The 17,800-nt window shown below is 73.8% G+C and carries 13 protein-coding genes; 8 read left to right on the top strand and 5 right to left on the bottom strand.

Annotated features, from left to right (window positions below; genetic code table 11):
- Nucleotide 1 precedes the first annotated feature (1 nt).
- Both M446_RS09440 and M446_RS09435 read right to left on the bottom strand, forming a co-directional pair.
- Nucleotides 2-724: a response regulator gene (locus M446_RS09440; protein ID WP_012331872.1), complete on the bottom strand. Its 723-nt coding sequence runs from the start codon at nt 722-724 to the stop codon at nt 2-4.
- A gap of 424 nt (nt 725-1,148) precedes the next feature.
- Nucleotides 1,149-1,388 carry a hypothetical protein gene (locus M446_RS09435; protein ID WP_012331871.1) on the bottom strand — a complete coding sequence of 80 codons (240 nt, stop codon included), beginning with the start codon at nt 1,386-1,388 and terminating at the stop codon, nt 1,149-1,151.
- Nucleotides 1,389-1,681: 293 nt separating this feature from the next.
- Here M446_RS09435 and M446_RS09430 point away from each other — a divergent pair, with 293 nt between their 5' ends.
- From M446_RS09430 to M446_RS09410, 5 genes are all read left to right on the top strand, one after another.
- A complete protein-coding gene (locus M446_RS09430; RefSeq protein WP_012331870.1) occupies nt 1,682-3,436 on the top strand; it encodes a DUF3369 domain-containing protein in 1,755 nt (584 codons plus the stop codon).
- A 97-nt stretch (nt 3,437-3,533) separates the two neighbouring features.
- A complete protein-coding gene (locus M446_RS09425; RefSeq protein ID WP_012331869.1) occupies nt 3,534-4,550 on the top strand; it encodes a KpsF/GutQ family sugar-phosphate isomerase in 1,017 nt (338 codons plus the stop codon).
- A gap of 521 nt (nt 4,551-5,071) precedes the next feature.
- Complete coding sequence (locus M446_RS09420) at nt 5,072-6,154, top strand: TRAP transporter substrate-binding protein (RefSeq protein ID WP_012331868.1); 1,083 nt, start codon at nt 5,072-5,074, stop codon at nt 6,152-6,154.
- Nucleotides 6,144-9,248, top strand: a complete 3,105-nt coding sequence (locus M446_RS34160; RefSeq protein WP_012331867.1) for an EAL domain-containing protein — start codon at nt 6,144-6,146, stop codon at nt 9,246-9,248. The genes M446_RS09420 and M446_RS34160 overlap by 11 nt, the downstream gene beginning before the upstream one ends.
- 79 nt (nt 9,249-9,327) lie before the next feature.
- Nucleotides 9,328-9,558, top strand: a complete 231-nt coding sequence (locus M446_RS09410; protein ID WP_012331866.1) for a hypothetical protein — start codon at nt 9,328-9,330, stop codon at nt 9,556-9,558.
- A 122-nt stretch (nt 9,559-9,680) separates the two neighbouring features.
- On the opposite strand, the gene M446_RS09405 is transcribed toward M446_RS09410, so the two are convergent.
- Together M446_RS09405 and M446_RS09400 are read right to left on the bottom strand one after the other, a co-directional pair.
- On the bottom strand, nt 9,681-10,952 hold the full coding sequence (locus M446_RS09405) for an arsenic transporter (protein WP_012331865.1): 1,272 nt from the start codon (nt 10,950-10,952) through the stop codon (nt 9,681-9,683).
- Nucleotides 10,953-11,153: 201 nt separating this feature from the next.
- The gene (locus M446_RS09400) at nt 11,154-12,458 is read right to left on the bottom strand and encodes an MFS transporter (RefSeq protein ID WP_012331864.1); all 1,305 of its coding nucleotides are present in this window, start codon (nt 12,456-12,458) and stop codon (nt 11,154-11,156) included.
- Between the two features lie 351 nt (nt 12,459-12,809).
- On the opposite strand from M446_RS09400, the gene M446_RS09395 reads away from it, so the two are divergent.
- From M446_RS09395 to M446_RS09385, 3 genes are read left to right on the top strand one after another with little or no spacing between them, the layout of a single operon-like run.
- The gene (locus tag M446_RS09395; RefSeq protein ID WP_012331863.1) at nt 12,810-13,343 is read left to right on the top strand and encodes a hypothetical protein; all 534 of its coding nucleotides are present in this window, start codon (nt 12,810-12,812) and stop codon (nt 13,341-13,343) included.
- Between the two features lie 58 nt (nt 13,344-13,401).
- Nucleotides 13,402-15,396, top strand: a complete 1,995-nt coding sequence (locus M446_RS09390; protein WP_012331862.1) for an AAA family ATPase — start codon at nt 13,402-13,404, stop codon at nt 15,394-15,396.
- Nucleotides 15,397-15,400: 4 nt separating this feature from the next.
- Nucleotides 15,401-16,918 carry a tetratricopeptide repeat protein gene (locus M446_RS09385; RefSeq protein ID WP_012331861.1) on the top strand — a complete coding sequence of 506 codons (1,518 nt, stop codon included), beginning with the start codon at nt 15,401-15,403 and terminating at the stop codon, nt 16,916-16,918.
- A gap of 18 nt (nt 16,919-16,936) precedes the next feature.
- Here the strand turns inward: M446_RS09385 and M446_RS09380 are convergent, their stop codons facing one another.
- A complete protein-coding gene (locus M446_RS09380) occupies nt 16,937-17,797 on the bottom strand; it encodes a hypothetical protein (RefSeq protein ID WP_012331860.1) in 861 nt (286 codons plus the stop codon).
- Nucleotides 17,798-17,800 lie beyond the last annotated feature (3 nt).

The following is a 17,800-nucleotide window of genomic DNA, read 5'->3' as shown; positions in this document are numbered from 1 at the left end:
GTCAATCGCCGTCGGGACGGAACACGTAGCCGAGGCCGCGCACGGTCTTGATGAAGCGGGGGTTGGCCGGATCGGGCTCGATCTTCTTGCGGATGCGGTTGATCCGCACGTCGATGGCGCGGTCGAAGGCGTCCGGGTCGCGGGCATCGGCGAGGTCGAGGAGCCGCTCGCGGCTCATCACCCGCTTGGGATTGTCGAGGAAGGCCTTGAGCAGGGCGAATTCGGAGCGGGTGAGGAGCTGCTCGGCCCCGCTCTCGTCGCGCAGCCGCAGGGTCTCGGTATCGACCCGCATCCGCCCGAAGCGGACGCCGCCGGGCTCGCGGGGCTCGGGCGCCCCGGCCGGACGGGTCTGCGCGGCGCGGCGCAGGACGGAGCGCACCCGGGCCACGAGCTCGCGCAGCTCGCAGGGCTTGGGCAGGTAGTCGTCGGCCCCGAGTTCGAGGCCGACCACCCGGTCGATGGGACTCGCCGTGGCGGTGAGCATGATGATGGGGATCTGACTGCGCGCCTTGAGGTCCCGCACGATGGAGAGCCCGTCCTCGTCCGGCATGTTGAGGTCGAGGACGATGAGGTCGGGGGGGCGCGCGGCGAGAAGGCGGCGCAGGGAGGCGCCGCCGTCGCAGAGATCCACCTCGAACCCGTGCAGGCGCAGGTAGTCGCCGACCATCGCGCGGGCGTCCGGCTCGTCGTCGACCACGTAGATCCGCTGGGCGGCGCCCGTCATGGCGCGGCCTCCGGTGGAACCACGAGGGCCGGGCGGAGGAAATCGGGTCTGATCGGCACCGGAAACAACACGCGCGCGTCGAGAGGCCGCGCACCACAATGGCGCCGAACCGGGCCGGCGTCCATGCCGGCCCCGCGCGCGATCATGCGGCGTCGGCGCCAGGGACCGAGGCCGGCTCCCGCGAGAGCATCCGAGGTGAGCATCATGGCAAATGACAAAGCAGGGCGTGTCCAGGCTTGGACGCGCTGGCGATAACAGATCAAGCCAGCATTGTCACGGACGCTTGCGGGCGGGCATGACGGTTCGAACCTTGTGCCCGCGCCCTTTTCCGAGAGGTTTACAGTCTTGATCAGTCCCGGCCGCGGGCTCGTCTAGTGGGCCGGCGATCACGGCGGGGGCGGGCGCGACGCCGCGCCCGGGTCCCTCAGGCGAGGCGGCGCAGCGTGGCCGTCAGCCGCTCCGCGATCCGCTCGCGGGCCCGGCGCGGCAGGGCGCCGGGCGCCTCGTCCTCGATCAGGTCGGCGATCTCGCCGCGGCTCGGCTCGGCCGGCCGCGAATCCTGCAGCAGGCGGCGCAGGGCCTCCAGATCCGCGCGCCAGGGCTCGGCTCCCGGGGTCGCGGGCCTCTGCGTCGCGTGAAGACCTGACTGGGTCGTGCAGAGCATCGCCGATCTCCCGTGCTTGGCCCGTCGCGCGTCGCGACGACGGCGCGATGTAAGCAAGGACTGTTACAAGCGGATTGCGTCCGATCGCCAACCCTGGGCTGTGCTCTGACGCACATTCCGACCCGATTCGGCCGCGATCGACCATGCGGGCCGCCGCCTCGACCGCCCGTCATCGATCAGATCGCGCGCTCGGCGATGTCATTCCGGCATTTTCGGCAAGGTAAGCTTGTTCGGGCGGCCCCGTCCGGTCAGGATGCGGCCGCGCACCTTGGAAGGATGCTGGCGGACGGTCGATGAGCGACGACGATTTCTTGTTTCTGGTACCCGACGACGAGGCCGCGCCGGAGGAGGCCGCCTCGCCGCAATGGTCGGTGGTGGTGGTGGACGACGACCCGGCGGTGCACGAGGGCACCCGCTTCGCGCTGGCGGGCTACGCCCTCGACGGGGCCCGGCTCGACATCCTGTCGGCCCACTCGGCCGCGGAGGCGCGGGCGCTGCTCGCCGCGCGGCGCGGCGGCGTGGCGGTGATCCTCCTCGACGTGGTGATGGAGACCGAGGATGCCGGCCTCACCCTGGTCGATTACATCCGCCGCGACCTGCGCGACGAGACCGTCCGCATCATCCTGCGCACCGGCCAGCCGGGGCAGGCCCCCGAGCGCCGCGTCATCGTCGATTACGACATCAACGACTACAAGGCGAAGACCGAGCTCACGGCCGACAAGCTGTTCACCAGCCTGACGGCCGCCCTCCGGGCCTACCAGCAGCTCAAGCGCCTGGAGGAGACGCGGCGGGGACTGGAGATCATCATCGATGCGGCGCCGATGCTGCTCGACCACAAGTCGATGCAGCGGCTGGCCGAGGGCGTGCTGACGCAGGTCGCCTCGCTGCTCAACGTCGCCTGCGAGGGCATCCTGGTCCTGCGCGAACGCGCCGCGCCGGACGAGAGCTTCTGCGTCCTGGCGGGCTCGGGCTGCTACCAGCACCTCGTCGCGCCCGCCCGGGCCGTGGCCCTCGACGGGGAGGTGCGCGGGATCGTCGAGCGGGCCTTCGCGGAGCGGAGCCACACTTTCGGCGACCGGTGGTCGACGCTCTACGTGCACACCGCGAGCGGCAGCGAGATCGTGGCCCTCCTCAAGGCCGACCGCTCGCTGTCCGAGACCGACCGGGCGCTGATCGCGCTCTTCACCTCGCGCCTGTCGATCGCCTTCGACAACGTCATCCTGTACGAGCAATTGCAGCGGGCGAATGTCGGTCTGGAGCAGCGGGTGGTGGAGCGCACCGCCGAGCTGATGCGGGCCAACCGCCGCCTCGCCCTGCAGCGCTCGGACCTCCGGCGGGCCAACCAGCTCAAGACCGAGATCCTCGGCACGGTCGCGCACGACCTCAAGAACCCGCTCGCGGTGATCCTCGGGCGGGCCGAGATGCTGGGCGACCTCGTCGGCACCCTGCCCCAGCCCGTGGAGGCGATGCGCGCCCAGGTCGGCCACATCCGCGAATCGGCCCGGCGCCTGACCGGCATGATCGAGAGCCTGATCGCCGACGCGATGAACGACGCCCTCGACATCACGCTGCGGCGCGAGCCGGTCGACTTCGCCGCCCTGGCCCGCGAGGTCGCGCAATCGAACGCCCCCCTCGCCGAGACCAAGGCGCAGCACCTGCGCACCGAGATCCCCGCGAGCCTGTTCATCTGCGGCGACGGCGAGCGCCTGCGCGAGGCGATGGACAACCTGGTCTCCAACGCCATCAAGTACAGCCCGAACGGCGGCGAGATCGTCGTGGGGGTGGCCCAGGACGAGACCGACACGGTCTTCGCGGTGCGGGATTTCGGCCCCGGCCTGTCGCCGGAGGATCAGGGCCGGCTGTTCGGGCGCTTCCAGCGGCTCTCGGCCAAGCCGACCGGCGGCGAGGGCTCGACGGGCCTCGGCCTGTCGATCGTCAAGCGCATCGCCGAACTGCACGGCGGCCGGGCCACCGCCGAGAGCCACGCCCCCGGGGCCGGCTCGACCTTCGCGATCCGCCTGCCCAACATCGCCGTCGAGGTGCCCTGACGTCGCGCACGCAATCTGGCCGCAAATCCGGCGCTAAGCTCCCGCCTTTCCCGGGCCGCGCCGAATCGGCGCGGGCCCGTCGCGACGAGGAAGCAGGATGGAGCGTACCCACACGGCCGAGACCGCGGAGAGCAGCGCCGCGCAGATCGTCGAGGCCGGCCATTTCTCGGCCATCCGCACCATCCGCACCGAGGCGGAGGCCCTCCACACGCTGGCCCGCGCCCTCGACGGCGAGCTGCGGGCCGGCTTCGCGGAGGCGGTGGCGGCGATCCACGCGAGCCCCGGGCGCGTCTTCGTGTCGGGCATCGGCAAGAGCGGCCACATCGCCCGCAAGATCGCCGCGACGCTGGCCTCGACGGGCACGCCGGCCACCTTCATCCACCCCTCCGAGGCCAGCCACGGCGACCTCGGCATGATCACCGCGCAGGACATCGTCATCGCCCTGTCGTGGTCGGGGGAGACGGCGGAACTCGGCGACATCGTGAGCTTCGCCAAGCGCTTCACGGTGCCGCTGATCGCCCTGACCTCGAACCCGCAGAGCACGCTGGGGCTCGCGGCCGACATCCTGCTGCCGCTGCCCCTGGTCAAGGAGGCCTGCCCGCACAACCTCGCGCCGACGTCGTCGAGCGTGATGCAGCTCGCGCTCGGCGACGCGCTCGCCATCGCGCTGCTCGAGCGCCGCGGCTTCTCGGCGAGCGACTTCAAGGTCTTCCATCCGGGCGGCAAGCTCGCGGCCCGGCTCAAGACCGTGCGCCAGCTCATGCACACCGACGACGAGATGCCCCTGGTGCCCCGCGGCATCCCGATGTCCGAGGCGCTGCTGGCGATCATGGGCAAGCGCTTCGGCTGCGCGGGCGTGGTCGACGAGGCCGGGCGGCTCGTCGGGATCATCACCAACGGCGACCTGCGCCGCCACATGGGCAGCGACCTGCTGCACCGGCCGGTCGACGCGATCATGACCCCCGCCCCGATCACGGTGCTGCCGGGCGGGCTCGCGAGCGCGGCCCTGGAGATGATGAACCGCCGCCAGATCACCGCGATGTTCGTGGTCGAGGGCGGAAGGCCGATCGGCATCCTGCACATCCACGACCTGCTCCAGGTCGGGGTGGCCTGATCCGGGATCCGCTCGATCGAAGCGGCTCCCGTCTCACGAGCCCGCGCGGCGCCCGAGCGCGGCGCCTGAGCGAAGCCGACATCCGCATGGCCGAAATCGGAGATGGCGAAGCCATCAACCGGATGTCGTATGCCAAGCCCGCGCGGCGCCTGAGCGAAGCCGACATCCGCATGGCGAAGCAATCAACCGGATGTCGGATGACCAGGCGGGGCCGCGGCGGGCGCCCGGCCTGCGGCGAGTCGCGCCCTCACGTAAAGCCAGGGTGACCGCTCCCGGGCATCGCCCCTTCCCAGGTAAACTCCGGCGGGATCTTACATCGCACCACAACCGCGAGTTCTCAGAAGTCCAGGATCATCCGGAGAAATCTGGGACCGACTTGGCCGGATCGGAGACGACCGGCCGCTCTTCGTTGCTCGTCTCCGCCCGATGGGGGATTCCTTAACGCCCGCCGCGCATGGTGCGTCTGACGAGGGCGAAGAGGGCCTGCCGCCATGCGGGGGCTCCGTCGGGAGCGGCGTTCGATGAGCGTCAGCGCGGGGCGACGAGGCTGGCTGGGGCGCGTCCGGGCGCGGGGCGTCGGCGCGTCCCTGATGCTGTTCGCGGCCACCGGGGCTGGCGCCGCGCAAACCCCCCTGGCGCTGCGCGTGGTCGGCGGCCTCGCCGGCGTCCGGCAATTCACCCAGTTCGAGGAGCCGTTCTGGTCGCGCGAGATCGCGGAGCGCTCGGGCGGGCGCGTCGTCGCCAGCATCCACGCCTTCGACCGCAGCGGCCTGCGCGGCGAGGACATGCTGCAGCTGATGCGGCTCGGCGTCGTCCCGTTCGGCACGGTGCTCCTGTCCCTCGCCGCCGGAGAGGACCCGGAGCTGACCGCGGTCGACCTGCCCGGCCTGAACCCCGACACGCGGGCGCTGCGGCGCAGCCTGGCGGCCTTCCGCCCGCATATGCGGCGGGTGCTGGACGAGCGCTACGGCATCGAGCTCCTCGGCGTCTACGCCTATCCGGCGCAGGTGCTCTACTGCGCCGAGGCGTTCCGGGGCCTCGACGACCTGGCGGGGCGCCGGGTGCGCATCTCCTCGGTGAACCAGTCCGAGTTCGTGCGGGCGCTCAGGGGGGTGCCGATCATCGTCCCGTTCAGCGAGACGACCGGCGCGGTGGCGCGCGGCGTGGCGGATTGCGCGATCACCGGCACCCTGAGCGGCCTGGAGATCGGGCTGACGGCGGTGACCTCCCACGTCCACGCGCTGCCGATCAACTGGGGGCTCTCGATCTTCGGCGCCAACCGCGACGCCTGGGGCGCCATCGCGCCGGACCTGCGCGAGGCGATCCGGCGCGGGGTCGGTGACCTCGAGGAGCGCATCTGGCGCATGGCCGAGGCGGACACGGCCCGGGGCCTCGCCTGCAGCACCGGGGCGGCGGAGTGCCCGCCCGGGTCGCGGGCCGGTCTCACCCTCGTGCCGGTCAGCGCGGAGGACGAGGAGCGCCGCCTGCGCCTCCTCCAGCGCCGGGTGCTGCCGGACTGGATCGAGCGCTGCGGCCGCGATTGCGGCGCCGCCTGGAACGCCGCGCTCGCCGCCACGACCGGGATCCGGGCCGATGAGCGCTGAGGCGGCCCGCGCCAGGCTGCCGCGGCGCCTCGTCCTGACGGTGCTGGGCGTCGTCGCGCTGGTGTCCGGCGCGCTGCTCGGGGGCAGCGTCCTCCTGCTGCAGCAGACCCACGAGACCGTCCGGGTGGCGGCGGAGCGCTCGGTCGAGCGCACCGCCCAGACCCTGGCCCACACGATCAACCGGCAGTTCCTGCAGATCGACAGCGCGCTCGCGAGCCTGCCGGTCCTGCTCTCGACGCTGGCCGCGACGCCGGGGGCGATCTCGCCCGAACGGGCGGGCCGGCTCCTGCGCGGCCTCAACGTGCAGAGCTTCGCCTTCCGCGACCTGATGCTGGTGCGGCGCGACGGCACGCTGTGGACGTCGGCCCGCGCCCGCTCGGCCCGCTTCCCGCTCGACGAAACGATCCCGGACCGCAGCCGGGGCATGATGACCCTGGCCGGCCCGACCCACAACCGGCGCACGGGCGAGTGGGTGCTCCACCTCGCCCGCACCGTCACGCTGCCGGGCGAGGGCGAGCTCGTGGCCGTGGCCGAGGTGCCGCTCTCCTCCGTGCAGGGCCTGCTCGCCGAGGCGGGCGACGCGCCCGGGCAGCGGGTGACGCTCGAGCGCGCGGACGGGCGGCTGCTGGCGAGCCTGCCGCACGATGAACTCGCCACCGGCCGGATCCTGCCCCAGCGGATCAGCGCGCGGGAGCGCGACGACCGGGCCTTCGCCCTCCCGGCCGGCCCCGGGCACGGCCCCGTCCTGGCGGCGGCGCGGTCCACCCTGTACGGCGACGTCGCGGTGGCGGTGACGCTGGAGACCGCGCAGGCCTTCGCGGATTGGTCGCGCGACCGCGCCCGCATCGTCGCGGTGACATGCCTCATCGAGGCGCTGCTCCTCGCGGCGGCCGCGGCTCTGCTGGCGGGGTGGCGCGTCTACCACGAGCTTCAGGCGGCGCGCGACCGCGCTCACAGGATGCTGGAGAACGCCATCGAGGCCATGGCGGACGGCTTCGTGATGTGGGACCGCGACGACCGCTTCGTCACCTGCAACAGCCGCTACCGCGCGCTCTACGCCCTCAGCGAACCGGCACTGCGGCCCGGCGCGCGCTTCGAGGACATCATCCGGTACGGGGCGGAGCGCGGCCAGTACCCGCAGGCCGGCAGCGACCTCGACGCCTTCGTGCGCAACGTGGTGGCGTGGCACCGCGACGATCACGGCACGCTCGAACGCCTGCTGCCCGGCGGCCGCTGGGTGCTGATCACCGAGCGCCGCACGGCGACCGGGGAGACCGTCGGCATTCGCACCGACATCACCGCCCTCAAGGCCGCCCTGGAGGATCTCGCGGCGGCGAATGCCCGGGCGGGGCAGGCCATGGCCGAGGTCCAGGCGCAGAACACGGCCCTCCTGGAGCGCGACCGCTCCCTGCGCACCCAGAACCGGCTGTTCGACGCCGCCCTCGGCAACATGTCGCACGGGCTCCTGATGGCGGACGCGGCAGGCCGCCTGATCGTGGCGAACCGCCGCCTCGCCGAACTCCTCGGGACCGCGCCCGAGACCCTGGCGCCGGGCGAGAGCATGGAGGTGATCTTCGCCGAGATCGGGGCCCGCTGCTCCCTGGGCCGGCGCGCCCTCGCCCGGATGCGCGCGCTGCAGCGCGACATCGCGACCCGCGAGGGTGCCGGCACCTTCAAGATCTCGGGTCAGGACGGGCGCACCCTCTCGATCACCCAGCGGCCGATGGCCGATGGCGGCTCGGTGGCGATCTACGAGGACGTCACCGAGCAGCAGCAGGCCGAGGACCGCATCCGCTTCCTCGCCCAGCACGATCCGCTGACGCGTTTGCCGAACCGCGTCCTGTTCCGCGAGCGCCTGGACGCGATGATGCGCGCCGACGCGCCGGACGCGACCGCGCTGCTCTACCTCGACCTCGACGCCTTCAAGAACGTGAACGACACGCTCGGCCATCCGGTCGGCGACGCGCTGCTGGCAGCGGTGGGGGCGCGGCTCGGCGCCTGCGTGGGCGAGGGCGGGGTCGTCGCGCGCCTCGGGGGCGACGAATTCGCGGTCGCCTGCGCGGAGGGCGAGGCCGCCGCGCAGGCGCTGGCGACGCGGATCATCGCGCAGCTGAGCGCGCCCTACGCGCTCGCGGGCCGGACCGTGCAGGTCGGGGCGAGCGTCGGCATCGCGGTGTCCGGGCCGGAGGCGCGGGACGCCGACACGCTGCTGCGCCACGCCGACATGGCCCTCTACGAGGCCAAGGGGCGGGGCCGGGGCTTGGCCTGCGTGTTCGAGAAGTCGATCGCCGCGCGCCTGCACGAGCGGCTGGCCCTGCAATCCGACCTCGCCGAGGCGGTTCCGGGCGGCCAGCTCGTCCTCGCCTACCAGCCGGTCTTCGACCTCGCCGGGGGGCGGGTCAGCGGCTTCGAGGCCCTGGTGCGCTGGAACCACCCGGTGCGGGGCTTCGTCAGCCCGGCGCAGTTCATCCCGATCGCCGAGCAGACCGGGCAGATCGAGGCGATCGGCGCCTTCGTGCTCGACCGGGCCTGCCGGGATGCGGCCGCCCTGCCGCCCGGCATCCGCGTCGCGGTCAACCTCTCGCCGGTGCAGCTGCGGGCGGAGGACATCGTCGAGCGGATCGCGACCGCCCTCGCCGAATCCGGGCTCGCTCCGGCCCGGCTCGAACTGGAGATCACCGAGACGGCGCTGATGGAGGACAGCGAGCGGATGGTGCAGCTCCTGGAGCGCATCCGCGCCCTCGGGGTACGGATCGTGCTCGACGATTTCGGCACCGGCTACTCCTCGCTGAGCTACCTGCGCACCTTCCCGTTCCACAAGATCAAGATCGACCAATCCTTCGTGCGCGAGATGACGACGCGGGCGAACTCGCTCGCGATCGTGAGCGCCATCGTGGGGCTCGCCGACGAACTCGGGATGGCGACGACGGCGGAGGGCATCGAGACCGCCGACCACCTGGATTTCGTGCGCAAGGTCGGCTGCCGGGAGGCGCAGGGCTACTTCCTCGGCAAGCCGAAGCCGATCCTCTCCGCCTTCGAGGTCCTGCGCGCGCCGCTGCCGCCCTGCCCGGGCGCCGTCCCCCTCGCCTCCTGAGGGCCGCGCGGGGTGGCCGGAACAGGCGCGGCGCGCCGGGGGTTGGGGCGGCCTGACCCCTCGCGCGACGGAGACACCCATGGCCGGCGAGAAGCCGCACGGCGACAAGACCCACGCCCAGCACCAGCGGATCATCGAGCACCGGGAGGGGCGGAACGTCCCGGCGGGCGGCGACCGCGTCCGCAGCAGCGCGGACCCGGCGCGGCCGCCGACGACCCATCAGGAGAGCCGCGACCACAACAAGCACAACAATCCCGGCCAGGACGGCCATCGGCCGCAGACGCACCGGCCGGGCGAGGAGAAGCACTGAGGGACCGAAGGGCCTTCGGTGGCCGGCGCCCCGCGCGGCTGCGCCTTCACGGGCTTGCCGCGCCCGGAGCGCGCCCGCCGCCAGGATGAGGGGATACGGGCGCGCGGCGGTCGGGGGCGGCCTCAGGGCACGAGGAGGAGGCCGGCGAGCGCCAGCAGGAGGGCGGGCGGCATCACCAGCGCTCCCAGCGCCAGGAAGCGCCACGCCCCGACATGCTGCCCCTCCCGCCGGATCGCGGTGAGCCAGAGGATCGTGGCGAGGGAGCCCGTGACCGAGAGGTTGGGGCCGAGATCGACCCCGATCAGGATCGCGCCCGCGATCCTGTCGGAGACCTCCGCCGCCTGCACCGCCGCGCCGGCGATCAGCCCGGCCGGCAGATTGTTGAGGAGGTTGCAGAGCAAAGCGACGAGCGCGCCCGCCCCCCAGGCGGTGCCGGCCGGATGGGCGCCCGCCTGCACCCTCAGGGTGTCGGCGACGAGGCGCAGCACCCCGGTCCTCTCCAGGGCCTCGACCAGCACGAACAGCCCGGCGACGAGTGGCAGCACGCTCCAGGACACGTCCCGGACCAGTTCGGCCAAACCCTCCCGCCGCAGCGCCAGGACGAGGAGCGCGGTGGCGAGTCCCGCAAGGCAGGTCGGCGGGCCGAGAGCGAGGCCGCGCGCCGAGGCGGCGATCAGCACGAGCCCCGTCGCCAGGATGCCGAGCCCGGCGACGAGCCCGGTGCGGGACAGGTCGGCGCGCGGCACGTCGGTCGCCACCTCCTGGGCGCGCAGGGTGGGGCCCTGCGTGAGGCGCAAGGCCGCGTAGGTCGCCAGGATCGCCAGCGCGGAGGGCAAGGTGAAGCGGGCGAGCCACTCGGCGAGCGGGGGCATGTGCGCCGCGTAGACGACGAGGTTGGCCGGGTTCGAGATCGGCAGCACGAAGCTCGCCGCGTTGGCGATGAAGGCGCAGACCAGCAGGTAGGGCAGCGGGTCGCGCACCCGGGCGGCCTTGGCGGCGCACGCGACCGCCGGCGTCAGCACCACCGCGCAGGCATCGTTCGACAGGAACACCGTCACGACCGTGCCGACCGCGTAGACGAGGGTGAAGAGCCGCGTCGCCGAGCCCCGCGCCCGCCGCACCGCGATGCCGGCGAGCCAGTCGAACAGCCCCTCCTTCCGGGCGACCTCGGCGAGCAGCATCATGCCGATCAGGAAGAGGTAGACGTCCGTGCCCTTCAGGACCCCGTCCCAGGCGGTGCCGGCGGGGAGCAGGCCGAGGGCGACGAGCACGATCGCCCCGAGCACGGCCCAGACCGCTTCCGGCCAGCCGAGGGGGCGCAGGATCACGCCGAGCGTCGCCAGCGCGGCGATGCCCCAGGTGGCGAGGTGGGGTGTGACGCCGAGCGCGCCCATGGTGACGGATCTCCCGGATCGGTGCGGTGGGGCCAGCCGTGCCGGCCTTCGCGGCTCCGGCCAAACCTTCCAAGGCCAAGCCTTGTAAGGCCAAGCCGTCAAAGGCCAAGCCATCGAGGGCCAAGCCATCGAAGGCCAAGCCTGCCCAGGACGCGCCTGGTTCGGGTGCCCCGGCGTCGCGTCGCGCCCGCGCGGGATCCCTCACTCTGCCGGGACGGCGAGCGGGGCCGCGGCCGGGGACGGATGGCCCGGAGCGAGGCCGCGCGTCTCCGGCATGGCGAAGAGGTAGAGGGCGAAGCCGAGGGCCGCGATCCCGGCCAGGACCAGGAAGGCCGCCGCGTAGCCGGCCGAGACGATCACGAGTCCCGCCAGGGCGGCGCTGAGGGAGGCGCCGACGCCCTGCGCGGTGGCGACCGCGCCCTGCGCGACGTTGAAGCGGCCGCTGCCGCGGGTCAGGTCGGCGACCACGATCGGGAAGAGGGCCCCGTAGATCCCGGCCCCTACCCCGTCGAGGCACTGCACCGCCACGAGGAAGACGGGATCGTCCGAGAGCGTGTAGAGAATGCCGCGCAGGGCCAGGATGCCGAAGGCGGCGAGGAAGATCGGCTTGCGCCCGAAACGGTCGGCCTTGGCGCCGACCAGAATCGCCATCGGCACCATCACGCATTGGGCCGCCACGATGCAGATCGCGATGAGCGAGGTGGCGTAGTCCTTGCCCACCACCTTCGTGAGCAGCTGGCCGACCGAGGGCAGCATCGCCGCGTTGGCGAGGTGGAAGGCGGCGCAGAGCGCGGCGAAGAGCAGGAGGGGGCGGTTGCGCAGCAGCACCGCGAGGCCCGAGGGCTGCTCGCAGGGATCGTGCTGGCGGCCGTCAAGGCCCCGGGCGAGGTCGTCGTCGATCTCCGCCCGCGGCACCACCAGCATCGCGCCGATGCTGAGCGCCGCGAGGAGGCCCATCAGCCAGAACACGATGGCCGGCCCGAACACGGTGGCGAGGCCCGCCGCGAGGAGGGCCGAGACCGCGTTGCCGGCGTGGTTGAAGCCCTCGTTGCGGCCGATCCGCCGCGCGAAGAGCCGCGGCCCGACGAGGCCGAGGGTGATGCCGGTGAGGGCCGGCGGGAAGACCGCGCCGGCCACGTGGGCGAGGGCCTGCGTGCCGGCCACGAGGTAGACGTTGGAGATCCAGGGCAGGACGAGGCAGCTCGCCGTCACGGCGAGGGCCGCCGCGATGACGATGGCCGGCTTGCGCCGGGTCCGGTCGATGAGCGCGCCCGCGGGCGTCTGCGCCGCCAGGCCGGCGACGCCCGCCACCGTCATGACGAGGCCGATCGTCGCCTCGTTCCAGCCCTGGGCGGGGCCGCGCACGGCCAGCAGGTAGATCGCGAGGTAGGGCCCGAGGCCGTCGCGCACGTCGGCGAGGAAGAAGTTCAGCGCGTCGAGGCCGCGCAGCGCCCGGCGCGACGGGCTCGGCTCCGCGGCGCGTGCGGAGGGGCGCAGGTCGCTCATGACGATCTCCGCGAGGGGGTGTGCAGGACGGGAGCGAGGGTGACCCGGCGGACCGGTCGACGTCGCGCCGCACTAATCGAGGGCGCGATGGAATAGTTCCCAAAGGAAATCGTGCCCGTTCGGGCGAGGGGAGGGCCGAGCCCGGCGAGTATCCTCTAGGGGAGTATCCTCGGCCGGCGCGAATGCGGCCGCGGCGGCGGGCGGGATCGCCGCGTCGCGCCCGACGGGCGCAAGTCGATCCCAGGATTCAGCAAGTCTCCGCGGGCGCACATTCTCACCGACAGGCTTTTCGCCTATCATCGTCGTAATCGTCGCGTGCAACCCGCCGCCTTCGCTTGGGAGGATGCTCGGATGATCGCGCAAGTCGCCGGGTCTCGGGAGCCTGGGAAGGAGCGAGATCGGAAAGCCGGCCCGGTCGCGCCGGCCCTGGTCGCCGGCGCGGGTGGTCTCGCGACCGCGGCCCTGCTGGTGACCCTGTTCGGCACCGCCGCGGGGCCGGCCTCCTTCACGCTCGCGCAGGTCGCCCCCGGCGAGATCGCCGCGGCGGCCGGGACGCTCGCGGTCGCGCGGGCGCCTCAGCTCGTCCAGGAGGCGAGGAGCTGCGCGGCGCCCCTGGCGGTGGTGAGCGTGACCCGGGCGGGCGCGGGCCGGGGCGGCATCCGGATCCGCTCGGGCCCCTACGTCTCGCCCGAGATCGTCCCGGGGGAGGCGCCCCAGCGGGTCGCCCTCCCGTTCCCGTCCCCCTACCCGGCCGGGCGCGGCAGCCTGTCGGTCGAGGGCGACCTCGCCGGCCTCGGGCTCTTCCTGTCGCCCGGCTGGCGCTTCGATCCGGCGACCGGGGCGGCCTCGATCCCGGTCGTCTGGATGCCTGGCAAGATCTGCTGACGCCGCGGCGCGCCGGTTTCCGACCCGGTTTCCGCCCCGACACGACGAGGACTCGGCGATGAAGACGTTCTTCCGGGACCGGCCGATGCTCGGCTTCTTCCTGATTTCCGTGGCGGCCGCGGTGCTGAGCGCGTGGCTCATCAACCCGCAGAGCAGCCCGCTCGCCTACTTCGCGGCGGCCGGCAGCACGGCCGGCCCGCTCCTGCTCAAGGTCGCGACGGTGCTGGCGATCCTGGCGGCGGGCGCGGCCCTCACCTACGTGGCGGCCCGGCTCGCGCAGAGCCAGGACGTGCTCCTCGCCACGGGCGGGGCGGCCGTCGGCTCGCTGCGGCTCCTGCGCACCTCCCAGAAGCCGCCGGTGCGCCCGATCCAGGACGCCCTCGACGAACTCGACGGGATGATCGGCCTCGCGCCGGTGAAGGAGGAGGTCAACAAGCTGATCTCCCGGCTGCAGGTCGAGCAGAAGCGGCGCGAGCAGGGCCATGCCGGCGCGCCGATGAGCCTGCACATGGTGTTCACCGGCCCGCCCGGGGTCGGCAAGACCCAGGTCGCGCGCGCGCTCGGCGAGATCTTCCGGGGCGTCGGCGTCCTGCGCAAGGGCCACCTCGTCGAGACGGACCGCGCGGGGCTGGTGGCCGGCTACGTCGGCCAGACCGCCACCAAGACCCTGGACAAGTGCAAGGAGGCGCTCGACGGCATCCTGTTCATCGACGAGGCCTACGCCCTCGCCGACGGGCAGGAGGGCGGCTCGTTCGGGCGCGAGGCGATCGACACGCTGCTGAAGTTCATGGAGGACCACCGCGACCGCATCATCGTGATCGTGGCGGGCTACCCGAGCGAGATGCGCCGGTTCATCGGCACCAATCCGGGCCTCGCCAGCCGCTTCACCAAGACCATCGCCTTCCCGGCCTACGACCCGGCCGAGCTGGGGGCGATCCTGCGCGCCATGGCGGCCAAGCAATCCTTCCAGCTGCCCGAGGACATCGAGGCGCGGCTGTCCGGCTGGCTCGCCGAGAACGCCAGGCGCGAGGATTGGGGCAATGCCCGCGAGATGCGCACCCTCTTGGAGAAGGCCCGCGAGGCCCAGGCGCTGCGCATCGCCGGCCAGCCGCAGGCCGATCTCTCCCGGATCGAGATCGAGGATTTCCAGAGCGCGCTCGGCTTCGCCCTCCCCGGCCAGGCCCGGCAGGCGACCGCGCCGCTGCCGCTGCTGCGCGTGCCGACCCGGGCGCAGGGCGCCCGCCCGGCCGAGGCGGCGCTGGCCGACCTCGACGCGATGGTGGGCCTCGCGCCGGTGAAGGAGGAGGTCAACACCCTGATCTCCCGGCTGCAGGTCGAGCAGAAGCGGCGCGAGCAGGGCCTGCCGGTCTCGGCCATGAGCCTGCACATGGTGTTCACCGGCCCGCCCGGGGTCGGCAAGACCCAGGTCGCGCGCGCGCTCGGCGAGATCTTCCGGGGCGTCGGCGTCCTGCGCAAGGGCCACCTCGTCGAGACGGACCGCGCGGGGCTGGTGGCCGGCTACGTCGGCCAGACCGCCACCAAGACCCTGGACAAGTGCAAGGAGGCGCTCGACGGCATCCTGTTCATCGACGAGGCCTACGCCCTCGCCGACGGGCAGGAGGGCGGCTCGTTCGGGCGCGAGGCGATCGACACGCTGCTGAAGTTCATGGAGGACCACCGCGACCGCATCATCGTGATCGTGGCGGGCTACCCGAGCGAGATGCGCCGGTTCATCGGCACCAATCCGGGCCTCGCCAGCCGCTTCACCAAGACCATCGATTTCCCGGCCTACTCGGTCGCGGAGCTGGAGGAGATCCTCCGGCGCATGGCGGCGGCCCAGGCCTACGCGCTGCCCGACCCGCTCGGGCCGCGGCTGTCCGGCTGGCTCGCCGAGAATGCCAGGCGCGAGGATTGGGGCAACGCCCGCGCGATGCGCACGCTGCTGGAGCGCGCCCGCGAGGCCCAGGCCGTGCGGCTCGCCCGCGAGCCCGAGGCCGACCTGCGCCGGATCGAGGCGGCGGACCTGGACGCGGCCATCGGCATGAGGAGCTGACGGCATGGCCGGCTCGTCCCTCGCCCTCAAGCACGCGCTCCTGTGGAGCGGCGATCCCTGGTACCGCGGGGCCTGGATCATCTGGCCGCAGGCCGCGGCCCTGCTCGCCGCCGGCTGGCTCGTCCTCGGCGGCGCGCTCCCCGTCCCCGAGCCGGCCGCCCCCTGGGCGCGCCCGAAGGCGCCGCTCACCGGCCCGGAGAGCACGGCCCTGCGCGACCGCGCCCTCGGCGACCCGGCCGCGCTCGCGCAGCTGCGGGCGGCGGCGGCGGAGGGCGGCGCGGAGGCGCAGTTCAGCCTCGGCACCCTGTTCGATCCGACCCTCTCGCTGCGGCGCGCCACCACGGCGCCGGACATGCGCCAAGCGCTGGCGCATTACCGGGCCGCGGCCGAGCAGGGCCACGCGGCGGCGCAGTTCAACCTCGGCAACGCGCTCTACTGGGGTATCGGCGGCGTGCCGGCCGACCCGGCCGCCTCCCTGCCCTGGATCGAGAAGGCGGCGCAGCAGGGCGTCGTGCCGGCCCAGCGCCTCGCCGGCCTCGCGGCGCAGCGCGGCGTCGGCATGGCGGCCGATCCGGCCCGCGCCGCGTCGTGGTTCCGCCGGGCCGCGGAGGCGGGGGACGCCTTCGCGCAGGCCGAGCTCGGCTGGGCCTACGAGCGGGGGCTCGGCGGGCTCCCCGCCGATCAGGCCGCGGCGGTGGGCTGGTACCAGAAGGCCGCCGCGCAGGGGAATGCCGGGGCCGAGCGGCTGCTCGGGGTGCACCTGCTGGAGGGGCGCGGCATCGCCGCCAACAAGGCCCAGGCGATGGAGCACCTCGCCCGGGCGGCGGGACGGGGCGACGCGGAGGCCCAGGCCCGGCTCGGCTACGCCTTCCTCACCGGCGACGGCAAGCCGATGGACCCGAAGGAGGCGGTGTCCTGGTTCCAGAAGGCGGCGGACCAGGGCAACACCTTCGCGCAGCGGCGCATGGGCCTCGCCTACCGCGACGGGTCCGGCGTGCCGGCCGACCGCGGCCTGTCCCTGCAATGGTTCCGCCGCGCCGCCGAGGCGGGCGACGGGTTCGCGGAGGCCGAACTCGGCGCGGCCTACGAGACCGGCACCGGCCTGCCCCGCGACCCGGGCCAGGCCCTCGCCCTCTATCGCCGCGCCGCGGAGCACGGCGACCCGCTGGGGCAGGCCAGGACCGGCGAGGCGCTGCTCCTGGGCACGGGCGGGCCCCGCGATCCGGCCGCGGCCCTGCCCCTGCTCCAGCGCGCCGCGCAGCAGAACCAGCCGCTCGCGCAGTACTATCTCGGCACGATGTACGACCAGGGCAACGGCGTGGCGGCCAACCCGGCCGAGGCGGTCTCCTGGTACCAGCGCGCGGCGCGCAACGGCAACGCCGCCGCCCAGAACGCCCTCGGCGTGGCCTACGCGCGCGGCGCGGGCGTGCCGAGGGACCTCGCCCAGGCGCGGGCCTGGTTCAGCCAAGCCAAGGCCAACGGCAACCTCGCGGCCGCCAAGAACCTGGAGCAGCTGCGATAGGTGGATCGACCGCGCCGCTCAGGCGCCCGCGCCGATCCGCCCGATCCCGCCGAGGACGACGCTCCGCCCCTGCAGCATCAGGGCGGCGTCGCGGATCAGGCCGGCGGCGCGCATCGCGGCGGCGCGGGCGCGGCCCGCCTCCAGCGCCGCCGCCACCGCCTCGGGCGGCAGCGGATCGACCCCCACCGTGACGAGCCGCGCGCCGAGATCCGAATCGGGATCGAGGCTGTCGGCCGGCGCGCGGCGGATGCCGGGATGGCCCTTGAGGTCGACCGCGTTGGCGATGAGCGTCGCGGCCGCGTCCGCCGCGGCCGCGTCGCGGGCGAGGACCGTCACCGAATCGGCGATGCCGCGCGAGAAGGAGCGGCCCTGCCGCCCGGAGGTCGCGAGCCCCCCGATCCCGTCCGCGTGCGAGAGCCGCACCCGGCCGTTCAGCGCCGGCACCGGGCCGCGGGAGAAATCCCCCGCCACGCCCACCGCGATCGATTCGCCCTCGGCGAGGTGGAGGGCGATGTCGCCGCCGTCGTTGACGAAGGCCTTGGCGAGGGGCGCCGCGGCCAGCATGGCGGCGAGGAGTTCGTCCGCCACCGCCCCGGCCACGGCCGCCATGGGGGTGAGGAACTCCCGGTGCGGGCGGCAGGCCGCCACCATGCGGCGCGCCACCGCCCCCTCGACGCGCGGCCGCGCGCGCATCGGCCGGCGCAGGGCCGGCAATTCGGCGACGAGTTCGCCGAGCAGCGGCGCGAAGCGCGCCGCCGCCGCCCGGTAGGCCTCCCGCACCGCCGCCTCGGCGCCGTGGGCCCGCAGCACCACGTCGATCGGCCCGTGCTGGAGGTGGACCCGCCCGCCGGGCAGCGCCTGGACGCGCGGCCCCTCCACGGC

The organism is Methylobacterium sp. 4-46 (assembly GCF_000019365.1).
Classification (GTDB): Bacteria; Pseudomonadota; Alphaproteobacteria; order Rhizobiales; family Beijerinckiaceae; genus Methylobacterium.
This window is presented reverse-complemented; position numbering and strand designations above follow the sequence as displayed.